We start from the raw sequence: 14804 nt of genomic DNA, 5'->3' as shown, positions 1-14804 counted from the left end.
CTGGAAGTGTTGAGGTAGCGGGCATGTGGAACATCGACGACCTGGACCTGGACGCCTACCTCGCCCGGATCGGGCACGACTGGGTGCACCCGTCCGCCGACGCGTTGCGGAGCCTGCATCGGGCGCACGTGCTCGCGATCCCGTTCGAGAACATCGACGTGATCCTAGGCACGCATCCCGGCATCGGCCTCGACGCGATCCAGGCCAAGCTGGTCGGCCGCCAACGTGGCGGGTACTGCTACGAGCACGCACTGCTGTTCGCCGCCGCGCTCGAGCAGCTCGGGTTCGACGTCGTACGGCGGGTCGCCCGGGTGCAACCGCACAAGGCCGGACCGCGGACGCATGCGCTGCTGAAGGTGGGCGTCGACGAGCAGGAGTTCCTGGCGGACGTGGGTTTCGGGGCCGGTCAGCTGTATCCGACCCCGTTGAAGGACGGCGCTGTCGTCGACCAGGCCGGCTGGGACCATCGCCTCACCCTCGACGGCGACCTGTGGACGCTCTCGAAGCAGACCTCGGACGGGTGGATCCCCCAGCACGCCTCGAACGACGAGCCGGTCCGCCCGATCGACTACGAGGTCTACCACCACTACGTCTCAACCCACCCGAACTCCCCCTTCACCGGCCGCCCCGTAGTAATGCGAGTAGCCGAAGGCGTCGTACGCCGCCTGGTAGGCAACACCCTCACCATCGAACACGCCAACGGCCAAACCACCGAACGCTCCGTACCCCCAGCGGACCTCCCCGACGTACTGGCATCCCTAGACGTAATCCTCAGCGAAGAAGAAGTCGACCGCCTCCGCCACGTCTGACACGTCAACCGCACGCGGACGACTACCAGGTCGGCGCCCTCCACGGGAGCGGAGCGGAACTAGTCGTCAGGTGGGTCGTTCCGGGTGGCCTGTCAGGCCGAGCCGGACCGCTTCGGCGGCGGCTTGGACGCGGCTCTGTACGCCGAGCTTCTCGAGGATGTGCGTGACGTGCACGCTGGCAGTCTTGGGACTCATGTAGAGCGTTGCGCCGATCTCACGATTTGTCCGCCCAGCCGCAACCAAGGCAAGCACCTGCCGCTCACGCTCGGTCAACGGTAACAGTGGATCTGCGGTGGCACCGCTGCGCTCGTGGTGCTCGGTCGCGGAGTCGTCGAGATGGATCCGAGCGATCTTCGCCAGCGCCTGAATCCGGCTGAGCAGCGGTGCCGCACCGAGCTGGTCGGCGATCTGCCGCGCCGCTTCCAGCTCTTCGGTCGCACGACCTCGGGCACCAGTTTGCCTGCGCTGGGCCAGCAGCGCCTCGGCTGCCCTCAGTCGGGCTTGCGCCTCCCAGTACGGCCGACCGAGTGACGCCCATTCCTGTGCTGCGGTCAGCCACGCCACCGGGTCGGGCGTGCCGCGGATCCGGGATCGTTCACCGTCGACAATCGCAGCCAGCGCAGCGGCCTGGACCCCAGAAACGGCACGCCGAAGGAGCGCCACAAGTCGATCGAAGCCGTCAGCTGACTGCGCTGCGACCGCTGCCTCGAGACCGATGCACAGCACCGAGCCGGCAATCAGCTCGTCTTCGGTGTCGTGACTGAGTTCGGCGGAGTCGAGGACAAGAGCCAGGGCCTCGCGCGGGCGATGCTGGACGAGACGCACCAGGGCCATGGTCTCGGCGTAGTCGCTCTTGTCCTGGGGCTGGTCGTCGACCGCGAACACCTCTTGCCCGTGCATCAGTTCGACGGCCTTCTGGAGGTTCCCTCGTGCAAGATGGATCAGCGCGAGCTGGGAATCCTTGAACGCCGGTCCGGACGGGAGACGGCCGATGTTGTCATCCCTGTCCAGCGCTTCGTCCCACCGACCAGCGAGATAGAGGTTGTAGACGGCATTGCTCTCGAGGATGCCCTCTATCCAGTGCTCGTTGACCATCAAGTGCCGTAACTCGGTCTGGATGGTGTCCGCGACCGCCACCACCTGGTCGGTGTCGTTGCGCAATCCGTGCACAAAGGTCAGGTGCATCGCCGCCATGGCCAGGTCCTCGGGTTCGGCGAGGTCGCGAGCGATCTTGAGCGCTGCCGCCGCCTCTTCGACCGCCTCGTCGAGCCGGCCCTCGTTGGCGGCGACCCCTCCCAGCATCGACCGAGCCTGCCCGATCGTCCGGGTGTCACCGGCTTTGGTCGCATGCTCCAGCGCCGCCTGGGCCGCCTCAGCGGTCTCAGCCGTGTGCGCGTAGCCGCGCAGCATCATCGCGTGCGAGATGTAAACCTGGCCAAGAGTTCGGTCGTCACCGGCTGACACCAGACGCCGCGCTCGCTGCAGGTCCGCCATCGCGCCCGCGAGGTCGTCGGTCAGTCCGCGCAGTGTGCCACGCATCAGCAGGGCCGCGAGCGTGCCGACCTCGGTGTCGCGATCAGTTACCGCCGCGTCGAGCAAGGCGAGAGCCTCGACATGCCGGCCGGCGCCGCTCAGCAGCGAGGCCGCCCGCTCGGCGAGCACCAGGCGCTGCGGCACCCGGTCATCGGCCAGGTCCGACAGCCTCCACAAGGACGACGCAACGGAGAACCAGTGCCCGGCCTCCGCGAACGCGTACTCCTTCTCGGCGGCACGGGCCGCCATCAGAGCCCAACTGAACGCTGCGTCTCGCTCGCCAGCGCGATGAAACTGCTCAGCGACCTCGGCGAGCTTCGCTGCAGTGGCCTCGCCGCTCATGCGGCCCGCCAGATGCTTCGCGAGTCGCGTATGCAGGTCGCGACGTTCCGATGACAGCAACTGGTCGTACGCGACCTCGGCGATCACTGGGTGCCGTGCGGCGCAGCCAACCTCCGAGTCGCGGATCACCAGACCGGAGTCACAGGCCTCTCGGACGGCGTCGGCGGCAGCGTCGGCCGCCGCCAGAAGGTCATCGTCATCGAGAGCGCGGGCCAGTGAGCCAGTGGCCGCGACGACTGCGCGGGCCGTCGGCGAGAGTGCCTGCAGACGCGCGAGCAGTAGCTGGCGCAACGAAGCCGGGACAGTCAGGTCTCCGCGGATTAGTTCGACGTTCAGGTACGGGTTGCCTACGCTGCGCCCGTAAACGGCAGCGACCGTCTCCGCCGTGCAGTCGGGTTGAAGACGGCGCAACTGCTGCAACGTCTCCTGCTCGGTCAGTCGGCGAAGCGGCAGATCGACGAACCCCGGGGTTCGAAGCATTTCCCCCAGCCAGGTCAGGCGGTCGTGATCGACAGCCTCGTCGCGCCATGTCAGCAGGACCAGCACCCGGCGCTCGGGCAGATTACGTGTCAGATGGGCAAGGAAGTCGAGCGTGGACCAATCGGCCCAGTGAACGTCCTCGACCAGGAGAACTGTGCCCTGTGCCGCGTCGTCGAGCGTCCGGCAAGGGTCTGCATCGACCATGCTCGGGCGGCAGCAGCCGACGGGAACTGGCTGGATGCTGCAGATTGGCTCGGCGCAGCCGTCACCATGGCGCCTAGGCCGCTGTAGGCGGTCGCACCGGACATCGGCGCGCAGGCGCCACGAAAGACCCGCACACCGCTACCAGACTTCTCGTCCAGAACTGTCCGGACGAGCAGTGTCTTCCCTATGCCCGCCTCGCCTCGAACCATCACGGCCGCTGAGCGCTCCGGCAGATCCGCGATCAATCCTCGCAGTACCGCAGCCTCGCCCCCACGTCCGACCAACAAGTCGGCCATACCCCATGATGCGCCCCCGTTCGTACTGTGGCCAGCGAGCCCTCACCCTCCGATCTCACCTCCGGCGCCGCAGCCCGACTTGGCGCACGCGACTGCAACTAAGGCGCTGCCGCTCCAAATGACAGCGGCATAAGGCGAACGACGGCAGATTTGCGCGCGGATGCCCGATGTCGGCGGCCCTCCTCATCTCGGACAGTCATTGGCAAGTCCAACTAACTGAGGAGCAAATTCCCATGGCCGTCAAGACCATCACCAGAATCGCCGCCATTGCCGCCACGATCGGCATCGCCGGCCTCCCGCTGGCCATCACCGCGCCGGCCAGCGCAATCACGAAACCTGAATCCGGTGCGAACGCACCATCGACCCGCCCCGCAGACAGTGGCCTCAACCTGGATCTGGCGCAGATCGGCGCCGGAACAGTCGGCGGGATCGCCGTCACCGGAGCCGGATTCGCCGCAGTCACTTGGCTGCGCCGGAAAACCGCTCAGTAATCCGACCAGGAAGAAGGCTCCAACCGCTCGCCGAGAGTGGCGTACGCACCCAGCCGCCTACCTTGGGGTTTCGGTGCGGAAGGACTCTCCTAGTTCGGGGCCTAGGCCGTAGTAGTGGCGGAAGTTGTAGATGAGGGGTGACCAGGCGGCTGGGTCGACGTGCGATGTTCCTGGTACGACGATCTCTTGGGCGGCGTGTACTCGGACGACCCGGGCTTGGGCGATCAGGAAGTTGCCTTTGGCATCTAGCTCTGAGTGTACGACTGTGGCCTCGAACTGGAGTTGGCATTCGGCTACTCGGGGTGGGGTGACGAGTTCGGAGGGGACTGGAGTCAGGCCGGATGCGGTGAACTTGGCGCGTTCGTGGCGAAAGCGGTCCTGTTTGTGGGACGGGACTGGGTGGGCGGCAGTCAACGGGGCCAGGCGTTCGACGGCTTTCCACTGCTCGGGTGACGGATAGTTGATCACTACCTCCGGCCTCGCACCCAGGTTAATCGCAGTCTGTCCCGAGATACCGACCCCAAGCACCACAACGTCGCCGAGCGCCCAGGCCGACGACATCGGGGCGAGGTTGACGGTGCCGTCCTCGTTCACGGTCGCGAGCAGTGCGACCGGGGTGCCGACGTACAGGATGGAAGGTTCGATCGTCAGATGAGTCACGTGAACCGACGCTAGACACGAGACCGTTCGGCACTCGCCTAACTGTGGGGGCGGGATGATGGGGGTATGACGGCCGAAGGTGAGGAGTTGGCGGGGTGGGCTCGGATGTTGGCCGATGGGACTCGGGCGACTGTTTGTCTGGCGTTGCTCGACGGGCGGGCGTGGACTGCCAGTGAGTTGGCCAGGTTGGCGAAAGTTTCGCGGCCGACAATCAGCGAACACCTGAATCAACTGGTCAGCGGCGGGTTGCTGACCGAGGTGCGGCAGGGGCGGCACCGGTACGTGAAGCTCGCCGGACCGGATACGGCCGAGTTACTTGAAGGTCTTGCCGCGTTGACACCGCGTCGTGAAGAAGTCGCGAACAGTTTGGCCGCCGTGAGCAAGCGGGACGCGTTCGCGCGGGCGCGCACCTGCTACGACCACCTCGCCGGCAAGCTCGGCGTCGCGCTCGCCGACGCGATGACGGAGCGTGGCCTGATCGACTGGTCGGACGGGATCGCGTTGACGCCGGAAGGCCAAGCCTGGTTGGAAGATCTCGGCATCGAGGTCGACGTACGACGCGGTCGGCCGGCCATCAGATCGTGTCTGGACGTGACCGAACGCCGGCCGCATCTCGCCGGCGCGGTCGGGGCCGCGTTGTGCAGGCACGCGCTGCGGAACGACTGGGTGACGCACATCCCGGGCGGTCGCGCGTTGAAGGTGTCGGGTTCGGTTCAAGCGTTCGGTTTGCCGGTGAGAGTTGTCAGAGAATTGCAGCCCGGCCCGCGTGAAACATAGAAGTAACACGCGTCCGGGAGGCGCTCGGCTCCGAAACCACCTAGCCTTCGGCCATGACTGAGTTCGAGCCCGGCACCGATCTGGTGTCCCGACTCCCTCTGCCCAGCCATGTTGTCGTCCTCGCGGATGGCAAGTGGCGTCGCGGCTGGCTGATCGGCCGCGACCATGAGGAATCGGGATGGACCGCTCTGGTGCAGTACGAGGGCGACGACGGCAACGAGCGGACGGAACGCCTACCGGCGGACCGGATCGCTCTCCCGGAGTCGAACGGCCCGACTGAACAAGCGTCCTAGGGAGGGAACGCGCAGTACGAAGGCCCCCGGGGTGATGAGTCACCGGGGGCCTTCGTTCGTAACGCTGCTTGGGCGCCTCAGAAGCATCGAGAACCCCGTCCCAGACCCTTCGGGCGGTCGGCCTGGGACGGGATCCTCAGTGGCGTTACACACGGTGTATCGCCGGTGACGGCCCGAGTGTTACAGAATCGCCAGAATTTTCTTGCAACCTGGTCACGACGTACGGCGACCCCGGTGCACGTCCCTGAACACCGGGGCCTGGATCGGCGGCCTCTCGAGCGACCGCCGCTCGTGCTTCCCAGGTGCCCCGACGGGCTACGGTCATGCACGCTCAGAAACGAACAGCCAGCAGCACGCGTCCGGTTTCCGAGCTGCGGATGTCCAGGGCCTTGATCTCGCTGCGCTGCAGCTTGGTAGTTGCCGCCGGCTTCACCGTCGTCCCGGGCGAGGACGTCCAGCTGGCGATCAGCTCGACCTTTCCGGACGTGTCCGTTACGTACAACTCGTACCCGCGGGCGCGCTCGCTCGGCGTCGCGAGTTCGTCGTACCGGCAGCTGATCTCGATCGTCGTACCCCACGGCTCCGGCACCAACCGGGCGTCCGCGGACAGCTTGCTGGACACCGTCTGGGCGAGTACGACGTAGTCGCCCTTCGGCTCGTCGCGGGTCAGCGGGACGATGATCAGCGCACCGATGACAGCGGCCGCGACGGCGATCCCGGTCGTCAGCGCGCCGAACCGGATCCGCTGCCTGCGCCGGTCGCGCTGGACGTTCCGGACCAGACCGGGCAGCAGATTCGGCGGATCCGCCGTGATGGTGGCCAGCGCCCGGTCGGCCGGCAAGGCCGCCAGCACCCCGGGGATGCCGGCCAGCGACGCAACGCCGGCCGAGCACTCCTCACAGGTGTGCAGATGCTCCTCGTACACGCGCCGGTCCTTCGCCGACAGCGCGCCGAGCAGGTAGGCCGCGTCCCATTCCCGGTACGGGTCGCTCACTGGCTCGTCACCCCCTTCTCCTGCAGCGCGAGCTTCAACGCCCGCAGCCCGTAGTGCAGCCGCGATTTCACGGTGCCCGACGGGATGTCCAGCTCCTCGGCGATGTCGGTGACCGTACGGCGTCCGTAGTACGCACGAACGATCACCTGCCGATGTTCCTCCGACAGCTGAGCCAGCGACTCAGCTACCAGCCACGCATCCAGTACGGCGTTCGCGTGGTCGGCGCTCGGGTTCTCCGGGAGGTCGTCGCTGGCGACCTCCCGGCTGACCCGGGCGCTGCGCCGGTCGTCGATGACGAGGTTGCGCGCCACCGTGAACAACCACGCCCGCGCCCCCGCCTCGTCCTCGGCCAAGATGTTCGGCCGCCGCCAGGCCCGCAGCAGGGTCTCCTGGACCACGTCCTCCGCCAGCCGGTCGTCGCCGGTCAGCCGGACGACGAACCGCCACAGCGCAGGAGCGTGCACATCGTGCAGCTCACGCAGTAGCGTCGCCCGGTCGTCGGCCATCGGCGCTCCTGCTCTGTGGGACTGCGGGTCTGACATCGGGTTACTTGGTCGCTGCCTGCACCGGTGTTCTCGCGGCCCGCTGCACCGACCAGGCGCCGTTGCCCAGGAAAGCGATCAGCAGGAAGGCGAAGCAGAACAAGGCCGCCTTCTCGCCACCATTCTGCACGGGCAGCAAAGCACCCGCCTGGTGCACGCTGAAATACGCGTAGGCCATCGATCCGGAGCACAGCAGCGCGGCGTACCGGGTGCCGAGCCCGATCATCACCAGCGCACCGCCGACCGTCTGGATCAACGACGCCCACCAGGACGGCCAGACGAACGCGCTGACCTGTTCGGTCCCGAGGACGCCGAACAGCGCGGCCGCGCCGTGGGTGGCGAACAGGAACCCGACGACGATCCGGAAGACGGCGATCACTTCTTTTTGAAAACGCTCGAGCACCTGCACAGGGCCTCACTCCTCGCGGTGTGGATGGGTCTTGTGCCTGGTTCGAACGATTGAACGCTCTACTTGGTTCAACGCTGAGTGATTTGAAGATCACATTCCGAATCGGTTGCCTTTCGGGTGGCGAATTGGTACCCCCGGGCCGCGACGGTCAGACCGGCGCCCCAGACGACGTACGCCGGGACCGCGACCCAGAAGAAGCTTTCCGGGAGGCCGACATCGTCGTACGCGGGCTCGCCCTGGACCACGTTCACGATCATCTGGAGCAGCCCGACGGTGAAGTACGCCGTGATGCCGGCGCCGATCGTGTAGCCGGGGAGCAGCAGGAGCCAGCGCGGGAAGTACCGGCCGATGCGGTGCACGAGGAGGAACGGGAGGACCGTTCCCGCGAGGACGAAGCCGCCTTCGAACAGGACGATCGACAGGTTGCCGCCGTACGGCACCTTCTCGAAACCGACGGCTGCCTGCGCCGCCAGCCTGGTCAAGCACCCGACGGCCGCGAGGCACGCGCCCGCGGTTGAGACCCACGGCGGCCAGGGCTTGGCTTCGGGCTGATGGGAATTGGCGAGGCGGCCGAGCAGTACGGTGCCGGCGACCGCGCCGAGTCGGCTGAGCATCCCGGGTACGTCGATCGGGATGCCGAGGCCTGGCAGGACGGTGGCGACCAGGTCGAGCAGGATGAACCCGGCCGCGGCGAGCCAGCCCGCGGCGAGCGCCCAGAGCAACCGCGGCCGGATCCGGATCACGGCGAGGGCGGTGACCAGACAGCCGATCACCGAGACCCAGTTCGGGATCAGCAGATCGTCTCCGGGCAGCTTCCACTCGGGTGCGTGACCGGTCGCGAACCAGATCCGCAGACCGCCGTACGCAACCGCCCACACCACAACCGCTCGCCTCATAAGGCCAGTCTGTGGAGCCTCGGTCGCGCTCGGATCACCCGCGCGAGGGATCGGCCTCCACCGTCAGCGTGAACCGTGCAGTTCTTGCAGGATGCGGAGGAAGGTCTTGCGGTCCGCCGGTGCGAGCGTGGTGAGGACTTGTTCCTCCTGCGCCTGGATTTCCTTGCGGACGGTACGGCGTACCTTGCGGCCCTGGGGTGTGATCGAGAGCAGGCGGACGCGGCGGTCGGCGGGGTCCGGGGTGCGCTCGATCAGCCCGGCCCGCTGGAGTTCGTCGAGGGTGCCGATGATGCGGGACTTGTCCGCACCGATCGCCTCGGCGAGCGCGGCCTGGGTCCGGACCGGGGTGTCGTCGAGCGCGGTGAGCACCGAGTAGCCCCACATCGAGACCTCGTGCGCGGCGAGCACGGGCAGTTCGAGCGCGATCAGTTCCCGCACCAGCGGATACAGCATCGCGGCGAGGTCGGGGCGCTCCGTTGCCATGCCCGGAAAGGTAGCACTGGCGCAATCATATGCTGGCGCTTACGATAAGCCCATGCCTACTATTGATTACGTTCAGCTCGACGCCGAAGCCGTCCGGGCCAGCATCGAGCTCGTCTCGTCCGCGACCACTGACGACCTGTCCAAGCCGACCCCGTGTCGCGCCTGGACCCTGTACGGGCTGCTCGCCCACATGGCCACCCAGCACTACGGCTTCGCGGCTGCCTCTCGCGGCGAGTCCGACCCGGCGATCTGGAAGGTCCGCGATCTCGGCGACGACCCGGTGAAGGCGTACGTCGAATCCGCCGAGCATGTCCTGGACGCGTTCGCGCAGCCGGGTGTCGCGGAGCGGACGTTCACGCTCGCCGAGTTCGGGCCGGACGCCGCGTTCCCTGGCGCCCAGGCGATCAGCTTCCATTTCATCGACTACGTGGTCCACAGCTGGGACGTCGCCAAGTCGCTCGGTACGGCGGTGACCTTCGCCCCTGCCACGCTCGAGGCGGCGCAGGACGTGGCCCAGGTCGTGCCCACGGGCGAGGTCCGCCTCACCCCGGGTGCGCCGTTCGCGCCCGACGTACCGTGGTCCGGCGAGAACACCCTCGACCACATCGTCGCCCACCTCGGCCGCAACCCCACCTGGCCCAACTGAGCGGGAAGCTCGTTCCCCAACCGCCCCAACACCCGGAACAACACTGCCCCTGCGCTGGACTTGAGCGTATCTTCAGAGGATGGCGTCGAGACCGTTGCCGCAGCGCGTTGCTCGCGCGGTCGGTGAAAGCTCGCTCTCTGAGCGCGTGGCCCGTGCTCAGGAGCTGGCTTATGCGCCGTTGATCGACTGGGTACGCCGCAGTCCGTTGCACACCGACGTACTCGGTCATTCGATCCATCCCTCGCTCACCGACGTGACCACCGGGTGCTGGCTCGGCACCACCCTCCTCGACCTGGCCGGTGGATCCCAGTCGCGTCGCGGTGCGGGGCTCCTCGCCGGGTTCGGCGTACTGGCGTCCGTGCCGACGGCGATCGCAGGCGCCGCCGACTGGGCCGACCTGTCGGGCGCCGAACGCCGGATCGGCGCGATCCACGCGCTCGGCGCCGACACTGCGATAGTCCTCTTCGCCAGCTCGGTCGTCGCACGTCTGCGCGGCAAGCACCGGACCGGCACGAAGCTTGCCCTGGCAGGGAACCTGGTCATAGCCGGTGCCGGCTTCCTCGGCGGGCATCTGGCTCTGAACCGCGGAACCGCTCGCCGCGATTCCTTTGCTGAGAGCAACTAACCCCGGCGCTGCGGTCCGACGCAGAAGCTCACCGCCAGCTGGAAACCTGTACGTCGCTGACGTGGCCGAACCCTTCGCCGGTCGCCCGGAGCACCTGCTCGCGGGGCAGCACATCGCAGCGATCGGCCCACTCCTGCCACTGTGCCGACATCGCCTGTACCCGATCCGGATGGTCCGCACTCAGATCCGTCAGCTCGGTGCGGTCCGAGGCCAGGTCGTACAACTCCCAGTCTCCCGGGTACCTGCGGACGAGCTTCCACGCGCCGATCCGGACGGCGGCGTTCCCCTCGTGCTCGAAGTACAGCGGGTGCTCCGGCGTCGGCGTACCCCGCCACGAGTCCAGCATGCTCCGCCCTTCGAGTGGCAGCACATCGCGGGGATAACTGGCCCCGGTGATCTCGAGTACGGTCGCCAGTACGTCTGGCAGCTGATGCGGATCATGATCGGTACCGCAGTGCAGCTCGCCACCGGGCCAGTGCACGATCATCGGAGTCGCGATACCGCCCTCGTGCACCCAGTGCTTGTACTCCCGGAACGGGGTGTTGGACAGGTTCGCCCAAGGCTTGCCGTACGACGCGAACGTCTCAGGGCCACCAGGCGTGACAGTGGTGTCGTTGCCACGCCGTACCCGACGCCCGTCGCGCGTCCGGGCTGGGGTGTGGATGGGGCGACGTGACAGCTCATCCACCCAGCCAGTCGGGATCTCCTCCGCACAGCCGCCGTTGTCGGACAGGAACATGATCACTGTGTCGTCCAGCTGACCGGTCCGGGTCAGTGCCTCGACCAGGGTGCCCACTGCGGCATCCATCAGCTCGACCTGTGCGGCGTACACCTCCATCCGCCGCTCCTGCCAGTCGGTGTCAGCGGTCTCCGCCCACGGCACCACCTCGGCGTCCCGCTCGCTGAGCGGCCAACTGCCGTCGATCAGCCCGGACTCGATCTGTCGCCGGTATCGCCGCTGCCGCAGGACGTCCCAGCCCTCGCGGTACCGGCCGCGGGTGCGAGCGACCGCCTCCGGCGGCGCGTGCAACGGCCAGTGCGGCGCATTGAACGGCAGGTAGAGGAAGAAGGGATCGGTGCTGGCCTGGGAGTGTTCGGTGACGAACGCGGCAGCGCGTCGGCCGAGCTCGTCGGTGAGGTAGAAGTCCTCGGGCAACTCCCCGACCGGCTCGGTGCCGCACGTCAGCGTCGCCGGATCGTAGTAGCTGGCTGCGCCGGCGATGATCCCCCAGAACGAGTCGAAGCCGCGCTGGGTCGGCCAATGCCCGTCCGGCGAGTGCAGGCTCCCGGTGAGGTGCCACTTGCCGCGGATGGCCGTCGTGTACCCGGCCGCGCCCAGCACCTCTGCCATCGTGGCACACCGGTCGTTGATCGTGCCCGGATAGCCCAGCGGTCGGTCGTCTTCGACCAGTACGCCGATGCCGGTCTGATGCGGATGGAGCCCGGTGAGCAGTGATGCGCGTGCGGGAGAGCAGCGCGCGGTGTTGTAGAACTGCGACATCCGAACACCACCGGCCGCCAGCGCATCCAGGTTAGGTGTGTCGATCTCACCGCCGTAGCAGCCGAGGTCTGAGTAGCCCATGTCGTCGACCATGATCAACACGATGTTGGGGCGGGTGCTCGGCACGTTCCTCCGCGTCGGTTCGAGTAGTGAGGCGTCAGGCGTCGACCGTGGGCTGCAACTCGGCCAGCTCGACCCAGCGGTGCTGCTGCCGGGCGCGTTCGGCGGCGAAGACCAAGAGGTGGCCGTTGACCGAGTCAGCGAGCTGCGTGCTCGACACGCTGGCCGGCTCCCCGCGTACGACTCGGACGAAGTCCGCCACCAGACGATGATCGCCACCGCCGTGCATGTCGTTGGTCACCGACGTGGTGATGATCTCCTCGTCGAACGAAGCAGCTCCGTCCGTGCGAATGCGACGTACCCGAAGCGTCCCGTCCTCCAACGCCCCGGAGATCTCACCGGTGGTCCCGACGACGTGCAGCGTGCGGCTCGACGCCGGTGTGTTGGTCGCCAGCGCGAAGGACCCGATGACACCGTCGGCGAACTCGACGCTCACAGTCTGGCGATCGAGTACGTCGTTGTCGGCGTGCCAGACGCACCGGCCGTAGCGGTTGTCGGTGCGCAACGACTCGAGCTTCTGGTCCAGGTCGAGATCAGGGCTCAGGTGCTCGGCCTGCTCCCAGATGTATTCCGGCCACTTGTTCAGGTCGACGTACAGCCGCTGTGCCGAGTACGAGCACGTCGCCTCGATCGAGCAGTCGGACAGGCACCGGGTGCCTGCTCCCTGCGGTGCACGTTCCGGTACGAACATCCCACGGGATCCCGAGCTGGCGACGCGGGCCGGGGCCGCGGCGTTGCACAGCCAGGTCATGAGATCCAGGTCGTGGCAGCACTTGGCGAGGAGCATCGACGAACCCGACTGCTCGGAGTTGCCCCAGCGACCACGCACGAACGCCATCGACATGTGGTCGTAGCTGACGTGCTCGGCCATCTCGATGCTCAAGGGCTCACCGATCTCGCCGGCGACGATGCGGCGCTTGGCCTCGCTGTAGAACGGTGCGTAGCGCAGCACGTGACAGATCATCAAGGTCCGTCCGGACGTCCGCTGCGCCTGTGCCAAGGCCATGAGCTCCGGCGCGCTCTGTGCGATCGGCTTCTCCAACAGCACGTCGTACCCGGCGGCGAGCAGGTGGATGGCGGTCGGCACGTGATCCTGGTCCATCGTGGCGTCGATCGCCACCTCCGCGACCGCGCCCGCGTCCGGAAGGTCGGTCAGCGACGAGTACCGGGCCGCCTGGGGGATGCTGAACTCGGTACCCCACCGCTCGCGACGCGTCGGATCAGGCTCGACGATCGCGGTGATCGCCAGCGCGTCGGGCGCGACCTGCGCGTAGCGCGAGTAGAGCACCCCGCGATGCCCGGCGCCGACGAGCACAGCGCGCACCGGCGCGGACGGACGGGGATCGGTGGACAGAACTGTCTGCATCTATCGCTGTCTTTCTCTCGGCCGGCTGGTCAAGCGGTCGTGATCCGGTGGACCTCGACGTACCCCTTTCGGCCGACGACCAGCCACTTGTCGGAGACGTCGGCGAGGGCTACTCCTTGCAGGCTCGGCGAGCACGGCGCACCGGTGCGGTCCACCGCGATCGTCCCCACGAGGTAGTAGTCGTTCTTGTCGGTTTGCTGCGTGTCGCCGAGGAGGCCCCAGATGTACGGCCCAACGCCGTACGCCGCCCTGAACTCCAGGCCCTTGGGCCGATGCTTCCCCTTTGTGGGCGAGCCTTGGGGCAAGGCCTGGGTGACGAAGCCGTTCGGACCCTTGGCCCACCAGGCGACCCCGCCGTCCCAGACGAGCAACGGCGGATCGCTCGCCACCACGTTCGGCACAGTGTCGGTATCGAGAACGAGTACCGCGCCATCGGACAACCGGATCACGTCGATATCGGTGCGGTCCGCGTGTTGCAGCACGGTGTGGTCCCCGGCCGTTCCCTTGTGTTCGTACGGTCCGCGCGACTGATGCGTACCTGACCAGCGCGTCTTTCCGGTCCGCGCGTCCCGGACCTCCAGGTGCCAGGACGCCGCCGTCCGCCTCGCGACGACGACCGAGTTCCCGTCACCCGAGACTCCGACGACATCTGCGGCACGCCACAGCTCGGCGCCGGTCTTGGTGTCGAGCGCGATCGTGGTCGGTGACTGGGCCCTGTTCGGCCAGCCGGGGCCGAACGGCGTGCTGACGGTCGCGAGCACGACGGACTCGGCCACCGCCGTGACCATCGTGCGCTCAGTGGACGGGGTCGCAACGGCCCGAAAACCCCAGACCGGATCGCCCGTCCGTACGTCGACACCGACGACCCCGCTGGTCGTCGTACCCCTAGGCGCAGACGCAACCGATACCGGCAGGACGTCCCCGGCAACCCGCACCGCCGGCCGCTGAACCATCGTCGCCGTGATACCCAGAACTCCTGGGCCGACGACACAAACCCAGACGGTCCCCCACTCCGGCACCGCCAGCGGTTTGTTGCCGTCGATCACCCACTTCCGCGCACCGTCTGCTGCGTTGAAGCAGCAGACCCGGGCGTTCTCCGTTCCCGTGCCGTCGGCCACCACGATGGCATCCCCCACCACCCGCACCCGCCCAGGCATAGCCGCCCCCGGTGTCACCACCTGCTCTTGCCAAACCTTCTCAAGCCTCAACTTCGGCGCGGCCTTGTCCGCGGTCTCCCCACACGCAACAAGCAGGGGCACAGAGGCGGCACCAAGAAGGACAGCCCGACGGCGTACAAGCACCACCCGACCGTAACAAGCCAACGGCGCAGCCCAGGT

Annotated in this window: 16 protein-coding genes; 6 read left to right on the top strand and 10 right to left on the bottom strand. The window is 67.5% G+C overall.

Translation table 11 applies throughout. From position 1 onward, the window contains the following. Positions 1 to 23 precede the first annotated feature (23 nt). Complete coding sequence (locus tag EV649_RS39025) at positions 24 to 809, top strand: arylamine N-acetyltransferase (RefSeq protein ID WP_130388765.1); 786 nt, start codon at positions 24 to 26, stop codon at positions 807 to 809. Between the two features lie 66 nt (positions 810 to 875). Here EV649_RS39025 and EV649_RS39020 read toward each other — a convergent pair whose 3' ends face one another. After that, positions 876 to 3368, bottom strand: a complete 2493-nt coding sequence (locus tag EV649_RS39020) for a helix-turn-helix transcriptional regulator (protein ID WP_130388764.1) — start codon at positions 3366 to 3368, stop codon at positions 876 to 878. A 529-nt stretch (positions 3369 to 3897) separates the two neighbouring features. Here EV649_RS39020 and EV649_RS39010 point away from each other — a divergent pair. After that, entirely contained in the window at positions 3898 to 4155 is a 258-nt protein-coding gene (locus EV649_RS39010; protein ID WP_130388762.1) for a hypothetical protein, read from the top strand. A 57-nt stretch (positions 4156 to 4212) separates the two neighbouring features. Here EV649_RS39010 and EV649_RS39005 read toward each other — a convergent pair whose 3' ends face one another. Continuing rightward, positions 4213 to 4815 (bottom strand): flavin reductase family protein, encoded by a 603-nt coding sequence (locus EV649_RS39005; protein WP_130388761.1) that lies wholly within the window; start codon positions 4813 to 4815, stop codon positions 4213 to 4215. A 66-nt stretch (positions 4816 to 4881) separates the two neighbouring features. Between EV649_RS39005 and EV649_RS39000 the strand changes: the two genes are divergently transcribed. Together EV649_RS39000 and EV649_RS38995 are read left to right on the top strand one after the other, a co-directional pair. Continuing rightward, the gene (locus tag EV649_RS39000; RefSeq protein WP_130388760.1) at positions 4882 to 5592 is read left to right on the top strand and encodes a helix-turn-helix domain-containing protein; all 711 of its coding nucleotides are present in this window, start codon (positions 4882 to 4884) and stop codon (positions 5590 to 5592) included. Between the two features lie 53 nt (positions 5593 to 5645). Then, positions 5646 to 5885: a hypothetical protein gene (locus EV649_RS38995; protein WP_130388759.1), complete on the top strand. Its 240-nt coding sequence runs from the start codon at positions 5646 to 5648 to the stop codon at positions 5883 to 5885. A gap of 331 nt (positions 5886 to 6216) precedes the next feature. On the opposite strand, the gene EV649_RS38990 is transcribed toward EV649_RS38995, so the two are convergent. The 5 genes from EV649_RS38990 to EV649_RS38970 all read right to left on the bottom strand — a co-directional run bounded on the left by EV649_RS38990 (position 6217) and on the right by EV649_RS38970 (position 9209). Next, the gene (locus tag EV649_RS38990) at positions 6217 to 6879 is read right to left on the bottom strand and encodes a zf-HC2 domain-containing protein (protein ID WP_130388758.1); all 663 of its coding nucleotides are present in this window, start codon (positions 6877 to 6879) and stop codon (positions 6217 to 6219) included. Continuing rightward, positions 6876 to 7385, bottom strand: a complete 510-nt coding sequence (locus EV649_RS38985; protein WP_130388757.1) for a sigma-70 family RNA polymerase sigma factor — start codon at positions 7383 to 7385, stop codon at positions 6876 to 6878. The genes EV649_RS38990 and EV649_RS38985 overlap by 4 nt, the downstream gene beginning before the upstream one ends. Before the next feature lie 40 nt (positions 7386 to 7425). Next, a complete protein-coding gene (locus EV649_RS38980) occupies positions 7426 to 7830 on the bottom strand; it encodes a DoxX family protein (RefSeq protein ID WP_130388756.1) in 405 nt (134 codons plus the stop codon). Positions 7831 to 7898: 68 nt separating this feature from the next. After that, positions 7899 to 8726, bottom strand: coding sequence for a hypothetical protein (locus EV649_RS38975; protein WP_130388755.1), 828 nt, complete (start codon positions 8724 to 8726; stop codon positions 7899 to 7901). 63 nt (positions 8727 to 8789) lie between these two features. Further along, positions 8790 to 9209, bottom strand: coding sequence for a MarR family transcriptional regulator (locus EV649_RS38970; RefSeq protein WP_130388754.1), 420 nt, complete (start codon positions 9207 to 9209; stop codon positions 8790 to 8792). 52 nt (positions 9210 to 9261) lie between these two features. Between EV649_RS38970 and EV649_RS38965 the strand changes: the two genes are divergently transcribed. Then, complete coding sequence (locus EV649_RS38965; protein WP_130388753.1) at positions 9262 to 9855, top strand: TIGR03086 family metal-binding protein; 594 nt, start codon at positions 9262 to 9264, stop codon at positions 9853 to 9855. 79 nt (positions 9856 to 9934) lie between these two features. Continuing rightward, positions 9935 to 10480, top strand: coding sequence for a DUF2231 domain-containing protein (locus EV649_RS38960; protein WP_130388752.1), 546 nt, complete (start codon positions 9935 to 9937; stop codon positions 10478 to 10480). 28 nt (positions 10481 to 10508) lie between these two features. On the opposite strand, the gene EV649_RS38955 is transcribed toward EV649_RS38960, so the two are convergent. The 3 genes from EV649_RS38955 to EV649_RS38945 are packed head-to-tail and all read right to left on the bottom strand — an operon-like array spanning position 10509 to position 14624. Continuing rightward, a complete protein-coding gene (locus tag EV649_RS38955; protein ID WP_130388751.1) occupies positions 10509 to 12107 on the bottom strand; it encodes an arylsulfatase in 1599 nt (532 codons plus the stop codon). Between the two features lie 31 nt (positions 12108 to 12138). Further along, a complete protein-coding gene (locus EV649_RS38950; protein ID WP_130388750.1) occupies positions 12139 to 13467 on the bottom strand; it encodes a Gfo/Idh/MocA family oxidoreductase in 1329 nt (442 codons plus the stop codon). Between the two features lie 29 nt (positions 13468 to 13496). Further along, entirely contained in the window at positions 13497 to 14624 is a 1128-nt protein-coding gene (locus EV649_RS38945) for a PQQ-binding-like beta-propeller repeat protein (protein ID WP_130388749.1), read from the bottom strand. Between the last annotated feature and the right edge of the window lie 180 nt (positions 14625 to 14804).

Source organism: Kribbella sp. VKM Ac-2569 (genome assembly GCF_004216905.1).
In the GTDB taxonomy this organism is placed as follows: Bacteria; Actinomycetota; Actinomycetes; order Propionibacteriales; family Kribbellaceae; genus Kribbella.
This window is presented reverse-complemented; position numbering and strand designations above follow the sequence as displayed.